A 21,465-nucleotide genomic window follows, 5' to 3' on the forward strand; every position below is an offset into this window, starting at 1 on the left:
TTGTCATGACCGTTTACGCAATTATCGGCGGCACTGGCCTGACCCAGCTCGAAGGCCTGACCATTCGCCAGTCTCTAGCGGTAGAAACTCCCTATGGCGCGCCATCAGCTGAGGTGCAAATTGGCGACTATGCCGGGCGTGAAGTGCTGTTTCTGGCCCGCCATGGCCATCCTCATCGCTTGCCGCCCCATCAGGTGAACTATCGCGCCAATCTCTGGGCCCTCAAGCAGGCCGGCGCCGAGGCGATTCTGGCGGTCAACGCTGTGGGCGGGATTCATGCCGCGATGGGGACTGGACATTTCTGCGTGCCCCATCAGTTGATCGATTACACCAGCGGTCGTCAGCACACCTATTTTGCCGATGACCTGGACGCGGTCACCCACATCGATTTCAGCTACCCCTACAGCGAGTCGCTGCGTCAGCAACTGATCGCTGCCCTGGCCGCCGAGGGCTGTGGCTACAGCAGCCACGGCGTATACGCCTGCACTCAGGGGCCGCGTCTGGAAACCGTGGCCGAAATAGCACGGCTGGAGCGCGACGGTTGCGACATCGTTGGCATGACCGGCATGCCGGAAGCGGCGCTGGCCCGTGAATTGGAGCTGGATTACGCCTGCCTGGCACTGGTGGTCAACCCGGCGGCGGGCAAGTCCACGGCAGTGATCACCATGGCCGAAATCGAGCAGGCGTTGCATGACGGGATGGGGAAGGTGAAGTCGACGTTGGCGCGGGTGTTGATGGCTGATCGCTGAGCCTACCCAACCAGCCTGCACAAAGAACTGTGGGAGCAAGCCCGCTCCCACAGGGATAGGGGTGTATCAGTGCTTTTCCAGCTTTGCCAGCTTATCCGGCAACGGCGCAAACAGCGCCTCGATATCGTCGCTCTGCAGTTTCCAGTCTCCGGCCACGCGCCCGTCCAATACGCCGGCTGCCAAATCGGACTTTTCCTTCTGCAGTAGCTGAATTTTCTCTTCCACCGTGCCTCGAGCAATCAGTTTGTAGACGAACACGGGCTTGTTTTGACCGATGCGATAGGCGCGGTCGGTCGCCTGGTTTTCGGTTGCCGGGTTCCACCACGGGTCGTAGTGGATCACCGTGTCGGCCTCGGTCAGGTTCAGGCCTACGCCGCCGGCCTTCAGGCTGATCAGAAAGATCTGACGCTTACCGCTCTGGAAATCTTTGACGGGCGTGCGTCGGTCCCGGGTCTGGCCGGTCAGTATCGCGTAATCCACCCCGCGTTTTTTCAGCTCGTCTTCGATCAGCGACAACATGGACGTGAACTGGGAGAACAGCAGAACCCGGCGGCCCTCTTCAAACAGCTCCTCGAGCATCTCCATCAGGCTGTCGAGCTTGCCCGAGGTACTGCCCCGGGCGGGTAGGGTGGCGTCGTTGATCAGGCGTAAATCGCAGCACACCTGGCGAAGCTTGAGCAGCGCTTCGAGAATGATGATCTGGCTGCGGGCCACGCCTTTGCGGGTGATTTCGTCGCGGACTTTCTTGTCCATCGCCAGGCGCATGGCTTCGTAGACGTCCCGCTGGGCATCGCTGAGTTCAACCCAGTGGATGATTTCGGTCTTGGGCGGCAACTCGGTCGCCACTTGCTCCTTGGTCCTGCGCAGCAGGAAAGGTTTTATCCGACCGTTGAGGTGCTGCAGTCGTACGTCGCTGCCACGCTTTTCGATCGGCACACGGTAATCGCGGTTGAAGCTCTTGACGTCCCCAAGCCACCCCGGCAGCAGGAAGTGAAACAGCGACCACAATTCCCCCAGGTGGTTTTCCAGGGGTGTGCCGGACAGGCACAGCCGCTGCCGGGCGTTGAGTTCACGGGCAGCCTGGGCGGCTTTGCTGGTGGGGTTCTTGATGTATTGGGCTTCATCGAGAATCAGCACGTGCAGCGGTTGCGCGGCGAGGCGCTCGACATCCTTGGGAAGTAGCGCATAGGTGGTGAGGACCAGGTCGTAATCGGCCAGCCGTTCGAAATACTTCTTGCGCCCGGCGCCATACAAGGCCAGCACCTTGAGCTGCGGCGTGAAGTGGGCTGCCTCGTCGAGCCAATTGGGAATCAGGCTCGTGGGCATCACCACCATGCACGGTCGGTCGAGGCGTCCGGCGTTTTTTTCGCTGAGAATATGCGCCAGGGTTTGTAGGGTTTTGCCCAGGCCCATGTCATCCGCAAGGATTCCGCCGACTTCCAACTGTCGCAGCGATTGCATCCAGCTCAAGCCTTCAAGTTGATACGGCCGCAGCGTCGCGTTCAGGCCTTCTGGCGCGGTGGTGGTGTAGTCCTTGATGTCCCGCAGGCGTTGGGCCAGGCCACGAATGTGTTCGCCACCTTCCCAGCTCAGGGGCATGTCTTGCAGCGGGTTCAGGCGCAAGGCGTCGGCGCTGTTGAGGCGTAGTTTGGTGGTGCCGGGCTCTTGCAGATAAAACTCGCCCAGGGTCGCCAGCACCGGTTTCAGCCGGCCGTAGGGCAGGGCCACTTGCTGCGGGCCGAATTCAGAATTCGGGCGGTTGGGCAAGTTGACCAGAATGAGCTCATCGTCGCGGCGCCTGGCCAGGCGTTCCGGGTTGAACAATTCGATGTGCGAACGCATTAGGTTCAACAGGATCGGCAGCAGGCTCAGGCGCTCGCCGTTGACGATGATCCCCAGTTCCAGGTCGAACCAGTCCCGCTCCGGTGCTTCCTCCACCGTGGCGTACCAGTCGTCCACGGCGGTCAGGTCGAAGCCGAAATCTTCGTCGATCTGCAATTCCCAGCCCTGCTCACGCAGCTTTGGCAGGTCATTGAGGGTGAACGTCAGCCAGGCGCTGTCATTGACCATCTCGTACAGTTCGCCGGCGCTTTCCGGCAGGGCCTTGCTTTGCCGGGTCGCGATCTTGAAACCGAGGATTCGCAGCTGTTCGCGGTAGGACTGTTCCACATCGGTCTGGCGTTTTATCCGCAGCGTCTGTGTGTCCTGGCGAATCAGCACGTCAGTGTTGCGCTGGCCACTGACGTATTCGTCCAGATAGCTGAAGGACAGGGCGGCGCGGTGCTGGATGTAGCGCTGCATTTTGCCGTTGCGTGGTTCGAACGCGCTGAACTCGATGCTTGCCAGCCACAGGCGCGGCATTGGTTGTACGTTGTCCACCAACACTTGTGGAGGGGCCTTGGGGCTGCGGTTGTCCAGCACCGTCTGGAGTTTCTCCAACAGTTGGGCGTCTTTCTCGGCGGCAGGGTAGGCCAGGGTTTCCTGGACCTGCAGCAACACCGCTGCGCAGTGCTTGCAGTTGATGCGCACCGGGCAGGAGCAAGCGGCTTCGAGCAGAATCAACGTGCCCTTGGCGGACTCTTTGAGGCGAATGGTCTGGCGGTAGATGCTGCCGCCAGAACCTTCGCAACTGGCGGTGATGGTGCTGTCGCCGGCCTCGACGATCCTGACGCGGTTTTCCAGCGCATAACGGCGCCCGCGCTCCAGGCTCTGTTCCTTGAATCGATTGACCCAGGAAGGTGCCAGGGGTTTGCTTAGGGGCGAGGGCATAGGCGCGCCGATCAGTCCGGAATGACGTCAGGTGCCTGCCGTGGCGCGGGCGCGGTCAGCGAGGTGATTTTGATCAGCAGGCCGAGGTGGCCATTGTCGAGGAAGTTCAACTGGCCATTTTTGGTGTGGCTTTCCTGTTTGAGGCGTTCGCTGGAAGTCACCAGGCCGTTGGCATCGATCTGGTTGATCCAGAAGTCGGCACCCACGTCGGTGAAACGGCCGAGTTTCAGTTCCAGAGTGCCCTCGATGGGAAATTGCCCGAATTGTTCGGCGCCGTCGCTGATGGCGACTTTGCTGCCCTGTTCACCCAGGGTTTGCTGCCAGGCCTTGTGCATCAACACCGTGTATTGGCCGCTGGCGTTGAGTTTCTCGACGATGTTGCCCAGTGCTGGCGTGCGCTGACTGTCCGCACCCAGGCGCTGCGCGCCGGCGTCCCAGTCTTCCGGTGCGGCACGGCTGACAATCGCCGGTTCCGCATTCTGGCGTACCAAAATCATTTCAACCTGATACAGGTCGTCGGCAAGCGCCAGGGGGGCGACCAGGGTCATCAACAAGGTCAGTGAGCGAAACAGGCGCATGGGGCGTCCTTCAAGCAGTGGTCGGAGTGAGGCGCTCGAACAGCGCTTCTACGGTATTGAAACGCTCTTCCGGGCGTTCCATGGGCACCAAGAACTTGAACATCGTGGCACCTTCGAACTTGTAGCGTTTGGGCTGGCCCTGGATCAGCTTGATCAGCACCAGCGGATCGACCGGGGTCTGGGCTTCGAACTCGATACGGCCGCCGTTGGGGCCGCCGTCGACTTTCTTGATGCCCAGTTGTTCGGCCTTGAGCTTGAGCAATGTGGTGCGTACCAGGTTCTTGGTCGGTTCCGGCAGCAAGCCGAAGCGGTCGATCATCTCCACTTGCAGGTCCTTGAGGCCTTCCTCGTCGCTGGCCGAGGCGATGCGCTTGTAGAGAATCAGCCGCGCGTGGACATCCGGCAAGTAATCTTCCGGGATCAGTGCCGGCACCCGCAGGTTGATTTCCGGCCCGCCGCCCAGGGGCTGATCGAGGTTCGGCTGTTCGCCCTTGCGGATCGACTTGACCGCCCGTTCGAGCATTTCCATATAAAGGGTGAAGCCGACGGCCTGGATCTGGCCGCTCTGACCGTCGCCCAGCAACTCGCCGGCGCCGCGGATTTCCAGGTCGTTGGTGGCCAGCACGAAACCGGCGCCCAGGTCCTGGGTGTTGGCGATGGCCTCCAGGCGTTTTTCCGCGTCCGGTGTGATCTGCTGGCGCGGCGGCGTCAACAGGTAGGCGTAGGCCTGGTGGTGGCTGCGCCCGACCCGGCCGCGCAACTGGTGCAACTGGGCCAGGCCGAACTTGTCGGCGCGCTCGATGATGATGGTGTTGGCGCTCGGCACGTCGATGCCGGTCTCGATGATGGTCGAGGCGATCAGCACGTTGAAGCGCTTGTGGTAGAAGTCGCTCATCACTTGTTCGAGTTCACGCTCGCGCATTTGCCCGTGGCCGATGCCGATACGGGCTTCCGGCACCAGCTCGGCCAGGTCGGCGGCACATTTGTCGATGGTCTTCACGTCGTTGTGCAGGTAATAGACCTGGCCGCCACGCAACAGCTCACGCAGCAAGGCTTCCTTGACCGTACTTTTGTTCTGCTCCATGACGAACGTGCGCACCGACAGGCGACGGGCCGGCGGCGTGGCGATGATCGACAGGTCGCGCATGCCCGACACCGCCATGTTCAACGTGCGCGGAATCGGTGTGGCGGTCAGGGTCAGGATGTCGACTTCGCTGCGCAGGGCCTTGAGCTGTTCTTTCTGGCGCACACCAAAGCGGTGCTCTTCGTCGATGATCACAAGCCCCAGGTTTTTGATCTTCACATCGTCTTGCAGCAGTTTGTGCGTGCCGATGACGATGTCGATCTTGCCCTCGGCCAGGTCGGCCACGGCGGCGTTCACTTCCTTGGTGGATTTGAACCGGCTCATCACTTCCACGGTCACCGGCCAGTCGGCGAAGCGGTCGCGGAAACTGTTGTAGTGCTGCTGGGCGAGCAGGGTGGTCGGCACCAGGATCGCGACCTGTTTGCCGCCGTGCACGGCAATGAATGCGGCGCGCATCGCCACTTCGGTCTTGCCGAAGCCCACGTCGCCACACACCAGCCGGTCCATCGGTTTGGGCGCGAGCATGTCGGCGCGCACGGCGTCGATGGTGGTCTGCTGGTCGACGGTTTCTTCGAACGGAAAACCGGCGCTGAAGGTTTCGTAGTCGGCTTTCGGGTCGGCGAAGGCATAACCCTCGCGTGCGGCGCGACGGGCGTAAATGTCCAGCAGCTCGGCGGCCACGTCGCGCACTTGTTCGGCGGCCTTGCGCTTGGCTTTCTGCCAGGTTTCCGAGCCCAGGCGATGCAGCGGGGCCAGGGCGTCGTCGCTGCCGGTGTAGCGCGCGATCAGGTGCAGGTTCGCCACTGGTACGTAGAGCTTGGCACCCTCGGCGTATTCCAGGGTCAGGAATTCGGCCGCCTGGCTATCGATTTCCAGGGTCGCCAGGCCCAGGTAGCGGCCTACGCCGTGGTCGATGTGCACCACCGGCGCGCCTTCGCGAAGCTCGGTGAGGTTCTTGATGACCGCGTCGTTGGCGGCGTCGGCGCGCTTCTCGCGACGTCGGCGCTGCATGACGCGCTGGCCGAACAGCGGGCTTTCGGCTACCAATGCAAGGGATGGGTCATCAAGGACCATGCCGTCGTTCAGTGGCGCGATAGTAATTGCCAGCCGATCTTTGCCTGCGACGAAATCCGGCCAGCTGTCGACCGTCTTCGGTCGCAGTTTCAGGCGTTCAAGCAGCTCCAACAGCACTTCGCGACGCCCGGCGGATTCGGCGGTGAACAGCACGCGGCCGGGGAACTGGTCGAGGAAGCCGGCAAGCGCTGCCAGTGGCTGGCTCGCTTTGGCTTCAATGGCCAGGTCCGGCAATGCCTTGGCCGGGAAGCGTTCACGACCCACGCCCGTCTCCACGTCCTGCTGGCTCGCTACCACCCGCGGCCAGTTTTTGAGGCGGGCAAAACAGTCTTCCACCGGCAGGAACAACTCGGCCGGTGGCAATAAAGGACGGGAAGGGTCGACACGACGTTCTTCGTAACGGTTGCGCACGTCGTTCCAGAAATTTTCCGCCGCCTGTTCGATGCCCGGCAGGGAAAACACTTGGGTGTCCTGGGGCAGGTAATCGAACAGGGTGGACGTTTCTTCGAAAAACAGCGGCAGGTAGTACTCGATACCGGCGGGGGTAATGCCACTGCTCAGGTCCTGGAAGATCGGGCAGCGCCGGAAATCCACATCGAAACGCTCGCGAAACCGCGCCTTGAAGCGGGTCACGGCATCTTTTTGCAGCGGGAATTCCTTGGCTGGCAGCAGGCGGACCGACTGCACCTTGTCGATGGAGCGCTGGTTTTCCGGGTCGAAAGTGCGCAGGGTCTCGATTTCGTCATCGAACAGGTCGATGCGATAAGGCAGTTTGCTGCCCATCGGGAACAGGTCGATCAACGCGCCGCGTACCGCGAACTCACCGTGCTCGTACACCGTGTCGACGCAGCGATAGCCGCTGGCCTCCAGCCGGGTGCGCATTTGCTCGACATCAAGCTTCTGGCCGATGTCCAGCACCAGGCTGCTGCCGAGCAGAAACTGGGTTGGTGCCAGGCGATGTAGGGCCGTGGTGATCGGCACTACCAAAACGCCATGACTGAGCTCCGGCAGCCGATAAAGGCTGGCGATTCGCTGGGAAATGATGTCCTGATGGGGCGAAAACAGATCGTAGGGCAGGGTTTCCCAGTCCGGGAAATGCAGCACTGGCAAACCCGGGGCGAAGAAACTCAGCTCCTGTTCCAGCCGCTCGGCGCTTTGGCTGTCGGCGGTCAGTAGCAGGGTGAAGCGCTTTGCAGCGCTGGCAGCCTCGGCGATGGCCAGGCTCAGGGCGGCACCGGGCAGGTTGCCCCAGTGCTGTTTACCTGCCGCGGCAGGGAGATGCGGAAGACGCAGAACGGGCACGGAAGGTTGAGCTCCAAGCGTTGCGACAAAGTCGGCAATTGTAGCGGGGGAAGGGGCCGGCTGTCAGTCGCAGACTACCCTGGCAAACAGGAAAACCACGGTGCGACAGGCGCGCATTGCTCCGCGCAGGACTCGGCGGCATAATGTAGCCCCTTTTTTCAGTCCCTACATGTGGAAGGTTCCCGTGACTCAGAAGCCCGACCAGTGTCTTGGTGAATGGATCGATCGTGAAGCACTCGCAGAAGCGATGATCCCTCTCATCGGTCAGCTCTACCGCAATAACAACGTGGTGAGCTCGATCTATGGCCGCAGCCTGATCAACCAGTCTGTCATCGCGATTCTCAAAGCCCACCGCTTTGCTCGCCACCGTCAGTCCGACGACAGCGAATTGTCCGTCCACGAAACTTTCCCTCTGCTCAAGGCGATGAGCGAGCTCAAGCTCGGCGCCGCTTCGGTGGACCTGGGCAAGCTGGCCGTCAAGTTCAAGTCCCAGGGCAATGGCCGCACGGCCGAGCAATTCGTTCGCGAAGAGCTGGCCGATGTGGTCGGTCAGCAGAACGTTTCGGCGCGTAAAGGCACCGACGTGGTGCTGTACGGCTTCGGTCGTATCGGCCGTCTGCTGGCGCGCATCCTGATCGAGAAAACCGGTGGTGGCGACGGCCTGCGCCTGCGGGCCATCGTGGTGCGCAAAGGCGCCGAGAATGACCTGACCAAGCGTGCCAGCCTGCTGCGCCGCGATTCGGTCCACGGTTCGTTCAACGGCACCATCATCATCGATGAAGAAAACAACACCATCCTCGCCAACGGCAACCTGATCCAGGTGATCTACGCGAAGAACCCGACCGAGGTGGATTACACCCAGTACGGCATCAAGAACGCACTGCTGGTGGACAACACCGGTGTATGGCGTGACGCCGACGGCCTGGGCCAGCACCTGACCTGCCCGGGCATCGACCGCGTTGTGCTGACCGCGCCTGGTAAAGGCAAGCTGAAGAACATCGTTCACGGCATCAACCACGGCGAAATCACCGCTGACGACAAGATTGTCTCCGCCGCCTCCTGCACCACCAACGCCATCGTGCCGGTGCTCAAGGCTGTGAACGACAAGTTCGGCATCGTCAACGGTCACGTTGAAACGGTTCACTCGTACACCAACGACCAGAACCTGATCGACAACTTCCACAAGGGCGACCGCCGTGGCCGCAGCGCCGCGCTGAACATGGTGATCACCGAGACCGGTGCTGCCACCGCCGCTGCCAAGGCCCTGCCTGAGCTGGCCGGCAAGCTGACCGGTAACGCGATCCGTGTGCCGACGCCAAACGTGTCGATGGCCATCCTCAATCTGAACCTTGAGAAAGCTACCAGCCGCGAAGAGATGAACGAGTACCTGCGCTACATGGCGCTGCACTCCGATCTGCACAAGCAGATCGACTTCGTCAATTCGCAGGAAGTGGTGTCCACCGACTTCGTGGGCTCGCGTCACGCCGGTGTGGTCGATGCCGAGGCAACCATCTGCAACGATAACCGCGTTGTGTTGTACGTCTGGTACGACAACGAATTCGGTTACAGCTGCCAGGTGGTTCGCGTGATGGAAGACATGGCCGGTGTGAACCCGCCAGCATTCCCGCGCTAAGCCTTAGCTGCATATGAAAGCGCCCCGACTTGTCGGGGCGTTTTTTTATCTGGAGGTTTTGTGTTGGCTGGGCCGGCCTCTTCGCGAGCAGGCTCGCTCCCACAGTTGACCGAGTTGTTGCTGATGTATGCGGTCTGATGTGGGAACGAGCCTGCTCGCGATAGCGATCTATCAGGCACCACCCACTACAGAGGCTTGCGCGGTCCGCAGTTCATGACGATTGCCCTTGAACAACACCAGGGTAGCAATCAACCCCAACACCGCCGCACCGCTAAGCCAGATCCCCGGCGCTGCCTTGTTACCCAGCACATGAATCAGATAAGTACAGGCCGCTGGCGTAAACCCGCCGAAGGTCGCTGTCGCCAGGCTGTAGGCCAGGGAGAAGCCGGTGGTGCGCACTTCAACCGGCATGATTTCCGTCAAGGCCACTACCATCGCACCGTTGTACGATCCGTACAGGAACGACAACCACAGTTCGACGATCAGCAAATGGCTGAAGCTGGGGTTCGCTACCAACCAGGACAACGCCGGATAAGCCGTCAGGATCGCCAGAATAGTCGCACTCAGCAGCAGGGGTTTGCGTCCGATCTTGTCGGAAACCGCTCCCATCACGGGCAGCCAGAAGAAGTTTGATAAGCCGATACACACCGTGACCAGCAACGCATCCAGGTCTGACAGGTTCAATTCGGCTTTGCCGAAGGTCGGTGTGTAAGCGGTGATCAGGTAGAACGACACGGTGGTCATCACCACCAGCGCCATGCCACCCAATACGATGCCGAAGTTCTGGCCGATTGAGCGGATGATTTCCGACAGGGTAGGGTGATGTTTTCTTGCCTGGAACTCAGGTGTTTCTTCCAGTGAACGACGGATCACGAATATCGCGGGCACGATCATGCACCCCACCAGGAACGGTACGCGCCAGCCCCATTCGCCCATCTCCTGTGGGCTCAACCAGTGATTGAGACCAACCCCCAGCAGACCGGCGAATACCACGGCAGCCTGTTGACTGGCGGATTGCCAACTGACGAAGAAACCCTTGTTCCCCGGCGTGGAGATTTCCGCCAGGTACACCGACACACCACCCAGTTCGACCCCGGCGGAGAAACCTTGCAGCAATCGGCCCAGCAGCACCAGCAGCGGTGCCGCCACACCCAGGGTGGCGTAGCCCGGCACACCGGCGATCAGCACAGTGCCGGCGGCCATCATCGCCAGGGTGATGATCAAACCTTTGCGGCGGCCGTGGCGGTCAATATAGGCGCCGAGAAAAATCGCCCCCAGTGGACGCATCAGGAACCCGGCGCCGAACGTGGCCAGGGACAGCATCAGCGAGGCGAATGCACTGTCGGTGGGGAAGAATGTCTTGGCGATGGCCGTGGCGTAGAAGCCATAGACCATGAAGTCGAACATCTCCAGGAAATTGCCGCTGACAACGCGAAAAATCGCTTTGCCGTTGCTCGTGTTGGAAGGCATTTGTAGGTACTCACTCTGGTAAATCTTGTATGAAAGCGCCACGCCTGTGAGAGCAAAGCCTGTGGGAGCACAGCTTGCTCGCGATGCGGGCGACACGGTTCACCTGCAAGACCGCGTCATCGTTCTTCGCGAGCAAGCTGTGCACCCACAGGCTCGCGCCCACAGGTTTTTGCGTGCGTTGTAGCCCATAATGGCGGGCGCGGTTTTGAGGGGAGATGAAGATTTGTTAACTGGACGATGGGGTGGGGTTGTGGTCTTGATCGGCGTTTTGTCCGGTTGCGGCAACGGCGACACCCTGGAACGCTTCGACGGCCCGACCATGGGCAGTCATTATTCCATTCAATACGTCAGGCATTCCTTCACGCCGGGTCCGAAAGCGGTGCAGACCGAGGTGGAAAATATCCTCGCCGAAGTGGATCGGCACTTCTCGACTTACCGCAGCGACTCGGACATCGAACGCTTCAATGCGTTGCCTGCCGACAGTTGCCAGGTCATGCCTGGACCGGTTCTGGAATTGATTCGGGTGGGCGAGCAATTGTCATCCGAAAGTGAAGGTTCCTTCGACTTGACCGTGGAGCCACTGCTGAACCTGTGGGGCTTCGGTCCCCAGTCCCGGGAAGAAAAAGTGCCGACCGCAGAGGCGCTGGCCCTGGCGCGACAACGCGTTGGGCATGATCACTTGCGCATCGACGGTGACCGGTTGTGCAAGGACGCCCCGGTGGAAGTCGACTTCAACAGCATCGCCGCTGGCTACGCCGTCGACCGGATCGCAGCCCGGCTCCAGGCCCTGGGCATCGACAGCTACCTGGCCGAAGCCACCGGCGAACTCAAGGCTGCCGGGCGTAAACCCGATGGTTCGGCCTGGCGTATCGCCCTGGAAGAGCCCCGGGACGACCGGCAAGTGGCTGAACGCGTCATTGAGGTCAACGGCTATGGGGTTTCGACGTCCGGTGACTACCGTCGTTATTTCGAGCAGGACGGGGCGCGTTACTCCCACACCTTTGATGCGCGCACCGGTGCTCCGGTCCTACACAACCTGGCGTCAGTCACGGTGATTCATCCTTCTGCGTTAATGGCCGATGGACTATCGACGCTGTTGCTGATTCTCGGTCCTGAACGGGGTTGGGACTATGCCGAAAAACATGGCATCGGGGTATTTTTCGTGTTGCGCGATGGCAATCGTTTTGAAACCCGTACCAACGATATGTTTGAACGGATCAGTCGTGGAAAACCCCAGTGATGTCAGCGATGTTGTTCGCTTAGGACGTAAATAATCCGTGGCGAGGGAGCTTGCTCCCGCTGGGTTGCGCAGCAGCCCTCTTTTGTGAGCGCTTCGCACTCAAGCGGGAGCAAGCTCCCTCGCCACAATGATTTAGGCAAGCCTGAAATAAGAGTAATGCAATGATGACAGCGCAATGAAAGGTTGCCTGTGGCGAAATAGCGTAGGCAAAGGGGGCGTTCTCAATTAGTTTCCCCACCGCGCCGGGTCTGCTGTTGTGCAGGGCAAGGCGCGAGAAGCGTGGTTTGGTCATTCCAAATAAGCTTCGAGCAACGCAGCCCTGCACAACAGCAGGCCCGGCCCTCCGGGTTGCGCCTTAAAGCGGGCCATGCTGCGTTGCAGGCCTTGGAAAGGGAACACCATTCCCTGCGGCCTGCGCCTTGCCTGGCCCGCTTTAAGGCACAACGCGGTGGGGAAACTAATTGAGAACGCCCCCTAGCCTACGGCGCGACCAAGGGGTAATGTGCGCGGCGTTGACGCTTCTATAGACTGTGGCCGGGCGCGTGAACCGGCCCCAAATTGTTCCTTCATGCCGCAGGCCGGCATGATTTAGCCGTTGGTGCCAAGTGTGGCGCCGCGGCCTGTTCTGAGGAGTACGCATGGCTGTCTACAACTACGACGTGGTGGTACTGGGTTCCGGCCCAGCAGGAGAAGGCGCAGCAATGAACGCCGCCAAGGCAGGGCGCAAGGTGGCGATGGTCGACAGCCGTCGTCAGGTTGGCGGCAACTGCACCCACTTGGGTACCATCCCGTCCAAGGCCTTGCGTCACTCGGTCCGGCAGATCATGCAATTCAACACCAACCCGATGTTCCGGGCCATCGGCGAGCCACGCTGGTTCTCCTTTCCGGACGTGCTCAAGAGCGCCGAGAAGGTCATCTCCAAGCAGGTGGCCTCGCGTACTGGCTACTACGCTCGCAACCGTGTTGACGTGTTCTTTGGCACCGGCAGTTTTGCCGATGAGCAGACCGTCGAAGTGGTCTGCGGCAATGGCGTGGTCGAAAAACTGGTGGCCAAGCACATCATCATCGCCACCGGCTCGCGCCCGTATCGCCCGGCCGACATCGATTTCAACCATGCGCGTATCTACGATAGCGACACCATCCTGAGCCTGGGCCACACCCCACGTAAACTCATTGTCTACGGCGCCGGCGTGATCGGTTGTGAATACGCCTCGATCTTCAGCGGCCTGGGTGTATTGGTGGAGCTGGTGGATAACCGGGGTCAGTTGCTGAGCTTCCTGGACTCGGAAATTTCCCAGGCCCTGAGCTATCACTTCAGCAACAACAACATCACGGTTCGCCACAACGAAGACTACGAGCGCGTCGAAGGCGTGGACAACGGCGTGATCCTGCACCTCAAGTCGGGCAAGAAGATCAAGGCCGACGCCTTGCTCTGGTGCAACGGCCGTACCGGCAACACTGACGCCCTGGGCCTGGAAAACATCGGCGTGAAGGTCAACAGCCGTGGCCAGATCGAAGTCGACGAGAACTACCGCACCTGCGTGCCTAACATCTATGGTGCCGGTGACGTGATTGGCTGGCCGAGCCTGGCCAGTGCGGCCCACGACCAAGGTCGTTCGGCTGCCGGCAGCATCGTCGACAACGGTAGCTGGCGCTTCGTCAACGACGTGCCGACCGGCATCTACACCATTCCGGAAATCAGCTCTATCGGCAAGAACGAGCAGGAACTGACTCAGGCCAAGGTGCCCTATGAAGTGGGCAAGGCCTTCTTCAAGAGCATGGCGCGGGCGCAGATTGCCGGTGAGCCGCAAGGCATGCTGAAGATCCTGTTCCACCGCGAGACGCTGGAAGTGCTGGGCGTGCACTGCTTCGGTTACCAGGCTTCGGAGATCGTTCACATCGGCCAGGCGATCATGAACCAGCCGGGCGAGCTGAACACGCTGAAGTACTTCGTCAACACCACGTTCAACTACCCGACCATGGCCGAAGCCTATCGGGTAGCGGCCTATGACGGGCTCAACCGGCTTTTTTGAGCGGCTCCGGCCGGTGGCCTGAGCCGGCCGGGGAGACCGATTTCAGCAATTCTCGAGGGTGGCAGTGGCCAAACCGGGAAAGTCTGTAATTAGGCTGTCAGCGCCAAAGTCGGCGAGCCTGCGCATCAGCGCGGGCTCGTTGACGGTCCACACCGACACATGCAGCCCCTGACGTTGCGCCTTGACCAAGCGTTCGGGCGTGCACAGTGTCCAGTTCAGCGCCAGAATCTCACAACCGTAACTCTGGGCCACCTTCAGCGGGTCGAGCCAAGCGTATTCGGCCACCAGGCCGCGGGAGATGTCCGGGGTCAAGTCCAGAGCGGCCTTGAGCACTTCCCGGGAGCTGGAGGTGATGGTGATTTTGTCCAGCAGTCCGAAACGCTGGGCCATTTCGCGGATCCCCAGCACGGTGGCGGCGGCGCGGGTGCGTGAGGCGCTCTTGACCTCCAGTTGCCAATGCTCGAAATCACACTTTTCGAACAACTCCTCCAGGCGCGGAATCGGGCACGGCTTGATCCAGCCCGGGCCACCCTTGCGCGCATCGTAGGTCACCAGCTCGGCGGCGGAATGCTCCACTACCTTGCCCCGGCGATCGGTGGTGCGCTTGAGGGTCGGGTCGTGGATCACCATCAACTCGCCGTCCATGGACAGGTGCAGGTCCAACTCGCAACGGCGCACGCCGTGCTTGAGACACTCCTGAAAACCGGTCAGGGTATTTTCCGGTGCTTCGCCCTTGGCGCCGCGGTGGCCATAAATGAGGGTCACGGTTGTTCCTTATTGATACCTGATTCGTTCAGTTCGCGTGCCTGGCGCCGTTCTTGCGCCTGTTTCTGCAGGATGTAGCGGGCCAGCAACTGACGCTGGGCGTCGGTCGGGCGCTCGAACTCGGTGGTCACATTATGGCCGTCGCCCTTGGGAGCGCAATGAGTGACCCGTGCCCGGAGCAACAGTCCCAGAGCCTGTGGCATCAGCACCAGTTTGATCGACAGGTGCGTGCCAACGGCAATGGGTGTGGGGTTCTGGAAGTCGATGCCGCCTTCGGAAATGATCACCGGCTGCGGTTCGCCGATTTCTCCGAGTACGGTCACGGCGATGACCTGGCTGAGCAGGTCGATGCGTTTGTTCATCGCTTTGAGGTACGCCGCGATGCCGCGTTCGCGCTCGCTGATCTGGCGCAGCAGGTGCTGTGACTCGAATTCGCTCAGGTGCAGTTCACTGAGCAGATTGAACAGTGGAGAAGCATCCTGCAACACTTCCTGGCCAGCAGCTTCAGGAATAGAGAGGGGCCGAATTTCCAGTGCGATCGTGTCCTCGATACGGTAGTATTCGCGGCGATCTTCTTCATCTAATGTCGACATGGCGAACCCATGGTAGCGGCGGTGGTCTGAGTGTAAAGCTGGTTTGTGACCCCCGCCACAAGGACGTTCCTTTTCCCTCCGAACAAGCCCCGACATGTTCAGACCTCTCTTCGTATTTATCGGCACGCGTTATACCCGTGCAAAGCGTCGCAATCATTTTGTATCGTTCATTTCCCTGACTTCCATCATCGGACTGGCCCTTGGCGTGGTCGTGATGATCGTCGTGCTGTCGGTGATGAACGGTTTCGATCATGAAATGCGCACCCGCGTGCTGGGCATGGTGCCCCACGCGACCCTCGAATCTGGCGAAGCCATCAGCGACTGGCCGAGCCTGGCCGCCAAGGTCAAGCAGAACCCGCAGGTGCTGGCCGTTGCGCCCTTCACCCAAATGCAGGGGCTGCTGACCAACAACGGCAAGGTCTCCAAGGTGTTGCTCAATGGTATCGACCCCGCGCTGGAACGGCAGGTGTCGATCATCGACAACTTCATGCAGCAGGGCAAACTCGACGACCTGGCGCCCGGTAGCTTCGGCATCGTCATCGGCGACAAGGCCGCCGCCAAGCTCGGTGCGTCCATCGGCGACAAGCTCACCTTCGTCGCGCCGGAAGTCACTGTGACGCCGGGCGGAATGTTCCCGCGCATGAAACGCTTTACCGTGGTTGGCATTTTCCATGTCGGCGCCGGCGAGCTGGACGGTTACCTGGGTGTCACCAACCTTCAGGACCTGGCTCGCCTGCATCGCTGGAAGCCGGATCAGGTCCAGGGCCTGCGGTTGAAGTTCGACGACCTGTTCCAGGCGCCGCGTGTTGCGTGGACCATCGCTCAGCAGCTCGGTGAAGACCGTTACTACGCCCGGGACTGGACGCGCACCCATGGCAACCTGTACCAGGCGATCCGCATGGAAAAAGCCATGATCGGCTTGCTGTTGCTGCTGATCGTCGCCGTCGCTGCGTTCAACATCATTTCCACGCTGGTGATGGTGGTCAATGACAAGAAAGGCGATATCGCCATTCTGCGCACCCTTGGCGCCACGCCGGGGCAGATCATGCGGATCTTCATGGTCCAGGGCACGGTTATCGGCGTGATTGGTACGGCCGTCGGCGCCTTGGTCGGGATGTTCGCTGCGCTGAATGTGAGCGCGGCGATTTCCGCCCTCGAAGGCCTGATCGGGCACAAGTTTCTCAACGCCGATGTGTATTTCATCGACTACCTGCCGTCGCAACTGCAGGCGGATGACGTGTTGATGGTCTGCGGCGCTGCGTTGGTCTTGAGTTTCCTCGCCACCCTGTATCCAGCCTGGCGTGCCGCGCGCACACAGCCTGCGGAGGCGTTACGTTATGAGTGAGTCGGGCATGAGTGAAAAAGCAATCTTGAGCTGCCGCAACCTGGGCAAATCCTACGAGGAAGGTCCGGAGTCGGTGGTGGTGTTGTCGGGCCTGCAACTGGAGCTGCACCCCGGTGAGCGCGTGGCGATTGTCGGCACCTCCGGGTCGGGCAAGAGTACCTTGCTCAACCTGCTGGGCGGCCTCGATACGCCGACCGCTGGCAGCGTCTGGCTGGCGGGCGAAGAGCTTTCGGCGCTGAACGAAAAGGCCCGTGGCCTGCTGCGCAACCGTTCCCTGGGCTTCGTTTACCAGTTCCACCATCTGCTGCCTGAGTTCACCGCGCTGGAAAACGTCTGCATGCCGCTGTTGATAGGTCGCACCGCGATTCCCGAAGCCCGCCAGCGGGCCACGGCGTTGCTGGAGCGGGTAGGGCTGGGGCATCGTCTGGAGCATAAACCGGCCGAACTGTCTGGTGGCGAGCGTCAGCGCGTGGCGATTGCCCGGGCGCTGGTCAACAAGCCTGGCCTGGTGATGCTCGATGAGCCGACCGGCAACCTCGACTCCCACACCGCCCAAGGCATTCAGGACCTGATGCTGGAGCTCAGCACCTCGATGCGCACCGCGTTCCTGGTGGTGACCCACGACATGAACCTGGCCCGGCAGATGGACCGCGTCCTGCACTTGCAGGAAGGTTGCCTGACGCCCATCTGACCGACCGAAACCCGGCATTTGATGCAAATGCCGGGTCTTTTATTTTTATACGGTGCCCCGCGAATGTTCAGACCGTTATCGATCTTTATCGGCACGCGCTATACCCGCGCCAAGCGCCGCAATCGCTTTGTTTCGTTCATCTCCATGACCTCGATGATCGGCCTCGCCCTGGGTGTGCTGGCGATGATCGTGGTGCTGTCGGTGATGAACGGCTTCCAGCGCGAAATGAGTTCGCGCATCCTCGGTATGGTGCCTCACGCCACCATCGTCGGTGTCAATCCGATCGACGACTGGCGGCCGGTGGCCGCCGCGGCGCTGAAAAATCCCGAAGTGATCGCCGCCGTGCCGTTCACTGAGATGGAAGGCATGCTGAGCTACAAAGGTTCGATGCAGCCGATTCAGATCAGTGGCGTCGATCCTGCCCAGGAAGGCAAGGTGTCCATCGTGGCCCAGCATATCGTCCAAGGGCGTCTCGATGCCCTGAAACCGGGCGAATATGGCGTGGTGATCGGTGAAATCACCGCCCGGCGCTTTCGCCTGAACGTCGGCGACAAACTGACCCTGATCGTGCCGGAAGTCAGCAACGCGCCGGGCGGTATCACCCCGCGGATGCAACGACTGAACGTGGTGGGTGTGTTCAAGGTGGGCGCTGAGCTGGACGGTTCCATGGCCCTGATTCACCTGGCCGATGCCGCGCAGATGCAACACTGGGAGCCGAACCAGGTGCAAAGCGTGCGCCTGGCGGTGAAAGACCTGTACGCCGCGCCGAAAGTCTCCGGCGACATCGCTACGGGGCTGGGCGCGAACTATAAGGCCGACGACTGGACCCACACCCAGGGCAGTCTGTTCAGCGCCATGAAGATGGAAAAAACCATGATTGGTTTGCTGCTGTTGATGATCGTCGCGGTGGCGGCGTTCAACATCATCGCGACCCTGATCATGGTGGTGAACGATAAGGGCGCGGATATCGCGATCCTGCGTACCATCGGCGCCACACCACGGCAGATCATGGCGATCTTCATGGTCCAGGGCACGGTGATCGGCATTGTCGGCACGCTGATCGGCGGCGTGCTGGGGGTGATTGCAGCGTTGAATGTCAGTGAGCTGGTGGGCTGGCTGGAAAGGGTCAGTGGCCAGCACATCTTCAGTTCCGATGTGTACTTCGTCAGTAACCTGCCGTCGGAGCTTCAGCGCGGCGATGTGATCCTGATCTGCTCTGCCGGGTTCATCCTGAGCTTCCTCGCCACCGTATACCCGGCGTGGCGCGCGGCGAAGATCGAGCCGGCGCAGGCGTTGCGTTATTCCTGATATTGCACAGACCTCTGTGGCAGAAAGGCTTGCTGAAGCCCCTCGCCACAGGTTTTGTGTCAGGCCTAATTTCCCTTCGGCAACTCAATCAGAAACCGCGTCCAGCCATTGGCCGATTCGCACCGGATCTGCCCGCCATGGGCGTGGATGATCGAGCGGGTGATGGCCAGTCCCAGCCCGGCGTGTTCGTTGCTGCCTTCCTGGCGGGCCGGATCGGCGCGGTAGAAACGGTCGAAAAGGCGCGGCAGCAAGGTCGCTGAAATACCCTCGCCACTGTTCTCGACACTCACGCTCAACGCTTGAGCTGTATCGACGATCCGCACTCGTACTTCGCCGCCGTCGGGGGTGAAGCGCAGAGCGTTGTCGAGCAGGTTGGACAACGCCCGGCGCAACATGCTGCGGTCACCCTTGAGGCGGCCGTTGCCATCGTGGCTCAAGCGCACATTGGCGTCTTCGGCCAGTGGCGCGAAAAACTCCAGCAGCAGGTCCACTTCTTTCGCCAATTCCAGCGGTTCGCGGTTGGGGGCCAGCAAACCGTGATCGGCCTTGGCCAGATACAGCATGTCGTTGACCAGTTGCGCCATCCATTGCAGCTCTTCGAGATTGCTGTGCAACGCTTCGCGGTAATCCTCCAGCGAGCGCTCGCGGGTGAGGGTGACCTGGGTGTGGGTCAGCAGGTTCGACAACGGGGTGCGCAGCTCATGGGCGATGTCGGCGGAGAACCCCGAGAGCCGCTGAAACGCATCATCAAGGCGTGCAAGCATGGCGTTGATGCTGTGGGCCAATTCTGCCAGTTCGGCGGGCATTTGCTCTTCTGGCAGTCGGGCGTTGAGGGATCGAGCCGAAACGCTGCCGGCGATTGCCCCCATGCGTTGCAATGGGCGCAAGCCGCGCCGAGCGGCCCAGGCGCCGAGCAGGGCAGTGGCCAGGGCCGAGAGGCCGACGGTCAGCCAGATCAGGCGCTGCATGCGTTGCAAAAAGTGCTGGTGGTGGGTGATGTCCAGCAGCAGTGTCAGTTGCGGCGAATCTGGGCGGTCAGGGTACAGCGGTGCATTCAACACGCGGTAATCGGTGTCGGTATCGCTGAGGGTAGACAGGCCTGGACGGTCTGGCAGTTGAGCCGGAATCCGGATCGAGCTGTCGTACCAGCGCACACCATCGCTGCCTTTGATGCGCAAGGCCAGGTCGGCCTGACGGCTCAGTTCATCTTCCAGGCGGCCCTTGGTCTGCTCGGCGTCGAGGTCTTGCAGGGCGCGGCGAAGACCGATCAGCTTACCTTCCAGCAGTTGCTGATCCAGCTCGATGAAGTGCGCCTCGCTGCCCCGGCTGAACAACACCCCGGCAAATAACGACACCACGGTGGTGCAGGCGGCGAACAGCAGCGCCAGCCGGCTGCTCAGCGACCACTGGCCCCTCACAGGCTGCGCTCTTCAAGGACATACCCCATGCCCCGCACGGTGTGGATCAGCTTGCTGGGGAAGTCATCGTCAATCTTGATCCGCAGGCGCCGGATGGCCACTTCGATGACGTTGGTGTCGCTGTCGAAATTCATGTCCCAGACTTGGGAAGCGATCAAGGATTTGGGCAGCACTTCGCCTTGGCGGCGCAGAAACATTTCCAGCAAAGCGAATTCCTTGGCGGTGAGGTCGATGCGTCGGCCGTTGCGTTCGACGCGACGGCGGATCAGGTCCAGGCGCAGGTCTGCCAGTTGCAGGCTGGTTTCCTGGGGTGTCGAACTGCCACGGCGCAACAGGCTGCGCACCCGCGCCAGCAACTCGGAAAAAGCGAAAGGTTTGACCAAGTAATCATCGGCGCCCAATTCCAGGCCGTGTACCCGATCCTCTATTGCATCCCGCGCCGTGAGGAACAGCACGGGGGTATCCAGGCCAGCCCCACGGACCGCTTGCAGAATTTGCCAACCATCGCGGCCGGGCAACATCACGTCGAGGATCAGCAAGGCGTATTCGCCGCTCAAGGCCAATTGTTGGCCAGTGATGCCATCGGTCACCAGGTCGGCGTTGAACCCTGCTTCGCCCAGGCCCTGGCGCAGGTATTGGCCGGTTTTCGTTTGGTCTTCGACGATCAGCAGTTTCATGGGCAGCTCAAGGCGTGGTTTGAACGTGGGCGTTATACCGTGGCAGGTGCGGCGGTGGTGCAAGCTGACAAAGTTGTAATCAAGCCGTCAGCCGATTGGCAGCTACACACGGATAGAGTTTCCCACAAGCTGAACCTTATTCGGTTGGAGTATGGACATGTTGATGGGAAACCGCTTGATCCTGGCCGCTTGTGCACTGGTGCTCAGTGCGTCGTCGTGGGCGTCGCCAGGCCTGCATTTTGATTTCGGTGAACCTGCACCGGCGGCCAAGGCCAATCGCAGCATCGATGTGGTGATGGGGGACATGACGTTCGATCCCAAGGTGCTGGATATCAAGGCCGGGGAGACCGTTCGGTTCGTGCTCGTCAATAAAGGTCAGTTGCTGCACGAGTTCAACTTGGGCAGCGCGGCCATGCATGTCGAACACCAGCAGCAAATGCTCAAGATGCAACAGCGCGGACAGTTGATGCCGACCGCGATGATGCCCGGCATGGACCACGCAACCATGGGGCACGGCCAGGCAGGCATGGGCCACGATGACCCCAACAGCGTGCTGGTGGAACCAGGCAAAACCGCGGAGCTTACCTGGACCTTCACCAAAGCCACTCGCCTGGAGTTCGCCTGTAATATCCCCGGCCATTACCAGGCCGGGATGAAGGGCGAGCTGACAGTCAGTCAGTAAGCACTCAAAGGCTGCGGCAAAGGCTGATAGAATCCGCTGATTCTTCAGTCAGGT

16 protein-coding genes are annotated in these 21,465 nt (G+C 60.9%); 8 read left to right on the plus strand and 8 right to left on the minus strand.

Annotated features, from left to right (window positions below; translation table 11 throughout):
- The first annotated feature begins 5 nt into the window (after nt 1–5).
- Nucleotides 6–749: an S-methyl-5'-thioinosine phosphorylase gene (locus tag ACA047_RS10260; RefSeq protein WP_497358959.1), complete on the plus strand. Its 744-nt coding sequence runs from the start codon at nt 6–8 to the stop codon at nt 747–749.
- A 66-nt stretch (nt 750–815) separates the two neighbouring features.
- On the opposite strand, the gene ACA047_RS10265 is transcribed toward ACA047_RS10260, so the two are convergent.
- The 3 genes from ACA047_RS10265 to mfd are packed head-to-tail and all read right to left on the minus strand — an operon-like array spanning nt 816 to nt 7,556.
- Entirely contained in the window at nt 816–3,518 is a 2,703-nt protein-coding gene (locus tag ACA047_RS10265) for an SNF2-related protein (RefSeq protein WP_497358961.1), read from the minus strand.
- An 11-nt stretch (nt 3,519–3,529) separates the two neighbouring features.
- Nucleotides 3,530–4,096: a CsiV family protein gene (locus ACA047_RS10270; protein WP_497358963.1), complete on the minus strand. Its 567-nt coding sequence runs from the start codon at nt 4,094–4,096 to the stop codon at nt 3,530–3,532.
- Nucleotides 4,097–4,106: 10 nt separating this feature from the next.
- On the minus strand, nt 4,107–7,556 hold the full coding sequence (gene mfd, locus ACA047_RS10275; RefSeq protein ID WP_497358965.1) for a transcription-repair coupling factor: 3,450 nt from the start codon (nt 7,554–7,556) through the stop codon (nt 4,107–4,109).
- 169 nt (nt 7,557–7,725) lie between these two features.
- Between mfd and ACA047_RS10280 the strand changes: the two genes are divergently transcribed.
- The gene (locus ACA047_RS10280; RefSeq protein ID WP_497358967.1) at nt 7,726–9,189 is read left to right on the plus strand and encodes a glyceraldehyde-3-phosphate dehydrogenase; all 1,464 of its coding nucleotides are present in this window, start codon (nt 7,726–7,728) and stop codon (nt 9,187–9,189) included.
- Between the two features lie 171 nt (nt 9,190–9,360).
- Here the strand turns inward: ACA047_RS10280 and ACA047_RS10285 are convergent, their stop codons facing one another.
- Nucleotides 9,361–10,659: an MFS transporter gene (locus tag ACA047_RS10285; protein WP_497358969.1), complete on the minus strand. Its 1,299-nt coding sequence runs from the start codon at nt 10,657–10,659 to the stop codon at nt 9,361–9,363.
- A gap of 250 nt (nt 10,660–10,909) precedes the next feature.
- Between ACA047_RS10285 and ACA047_RS10290 the strand changes: the two genes are divergently transcribed.
- Nucleotides 10,910–11,899: an FAD:protein FMN transferase gene (locus ACA047_RS10290; RefSeq protein ID WP_497360295.1), complete on the plus strand. Its 990-nt coding sequence runs from the start codon at nt 10,910–10,912 to the stop codon at nt 11,897–11,899.
- 638 nt (nt 11,900–12,537) lie between these two features.
- A complete protein-coding gene (sthA, locus tag ACA047_RS10295) occupies nt 12,538–13,932 on the plus strand; it encodes a Si-specific NAD(P)(+) transhydrogenase (protein WP_497358971.1) in 1,395 nt (464 codons plus the stop codon).
- Between the two features lie 42 nt (nt 13,933–13,974).
- Here the strand turns inward: sthA and ACA047_RS10300 are convergent, their stop codons facing one another.
- Both ACA047_RS10300 and ACA047_RS10305 read right to left on the minus strand, forming a co-directional pair.
- Nucleotides 13,975–14,697 (minus strand): glycerophosphodiester phosphodiesterase, encoded by a 723-nt coding sequence (locus ACA047_RS10300; protein ID WP_116831868.1) that lies wholly within the window; start codon nt 14,695–14,697, stop codon nt 13,975–13,977.
- Nucleotides 14,694–15,290, minus strand: coding sequence for a PilZ domain-containing protein (locus ACA047_RS10305; protein ID WP_497358973.1), 597 nt, complete (start codon nt 15,288–15,290; stop codon nt 14,694–14,696). The genes ACA047_RS10300 and ACA047_RS10305 overlap by 4 nt, the downstream gene beginning before the upstream one ends.
- A 94-nt stretch (nt 15,291–15,384) precedes the next feature.
- On the opposite strand from ACA047_RS10305, the gene ACA047_RS10310 reads away from it, so the two are divergent.
- From ACA047_RS10310 to ACA047_RS10320, 3 genes are all read left to right on the plus strand, one after another.
- Complete coding sequence (locus tag ACA047_RS10310) at nt 15,385–16,635, plus strand: lipoprotein-releasing ABC transporter permease subunit (protein ID WP_497358975.1); 1,251 nt, start codon at nt 15,385–15,387, stop codon at nt 16,633–16,635.
- Nucleotides 16,636–16,642: 7 nt separating this feature from the next.
- Complete coding sequence (lolD, locus tag ACA047_RS10315) at nt 16,643–17,326, plus strand: lipoprotein-releasing ABC transporter ATP-binding protein LolD (protein WP_162843734.1); 684 nt, start codon at nt 16,643–16,645, stop codon at nt 17,324–17,326.
- Nucleotides 17,327–17,389: 63 nt separating this feature from the next.
- Nucleotides 17,390–18,634 (plus strand): lipoprotein-releasing ABC transporter permease subunit, encoded by a 1,245-nt coding sequence (locus ACA047_RS10320; protein ID WP_497358977.1) that lies wholly within the window; start codon nt 17,390–17,392, stop codon nt 18,632–18,634.
- 65 nt (nt 18,635–18,699) lie between these two features.
- On the opposite strand, the gene ACA047_RS10325 is transcribed toward ACA047_RS10320, so the two are convergent.
- Together ACA047_RS10325 and ACA047_RS10330 are read right to left on the minus strand one after the other, a co-directional pair.
- Nucleotides 18,700–20,052, minus strand: coding sequence for a heavy metal sensor histidine kinase (locus ACA047_RS10325; protein WP_497358979.1), 1,353 nt, complete (start codon nt 20,050–20,052; stop codon nt 18,700–18,702).
- Entirely contained in the window at nt 20,049–20,729 is a 681-nt protein-coding gene (locus ACA047_RS10330) for a heavy metal response regulator transcription factor (protein WP_497358981.1), read from the minus strand. The genes ACA047_RS10325 and ACA047_RS10330 overlap by 4 nt, the downstream gene beginning before the upstream one ends.
- Before the next feature lie 157 nt (nt 20,730–20,886).
- On the opposite strand from ACA047_RS10330, the gene copI reads away from it, so the two are divergent.
- Nucleotides 20,887–21,411 carry a copper-resistant cuproprotein CopI gene (copI, locus tag ACA047_RS10335; protein WP_497358983.1) on the plus strand — a complete coding sequence of 175 codons (525 nt, stop codon included), beginning with the start codon at nt 20,887–20,889 and terminating at the stop codon, nt 21,409–21,411.
- Nucleotides 21,412–21,465 lie beyond the last annotated feature (54 nt).

This window comes from Pseudomonas sp. LBUM1664, assembly GCF_059695895.1.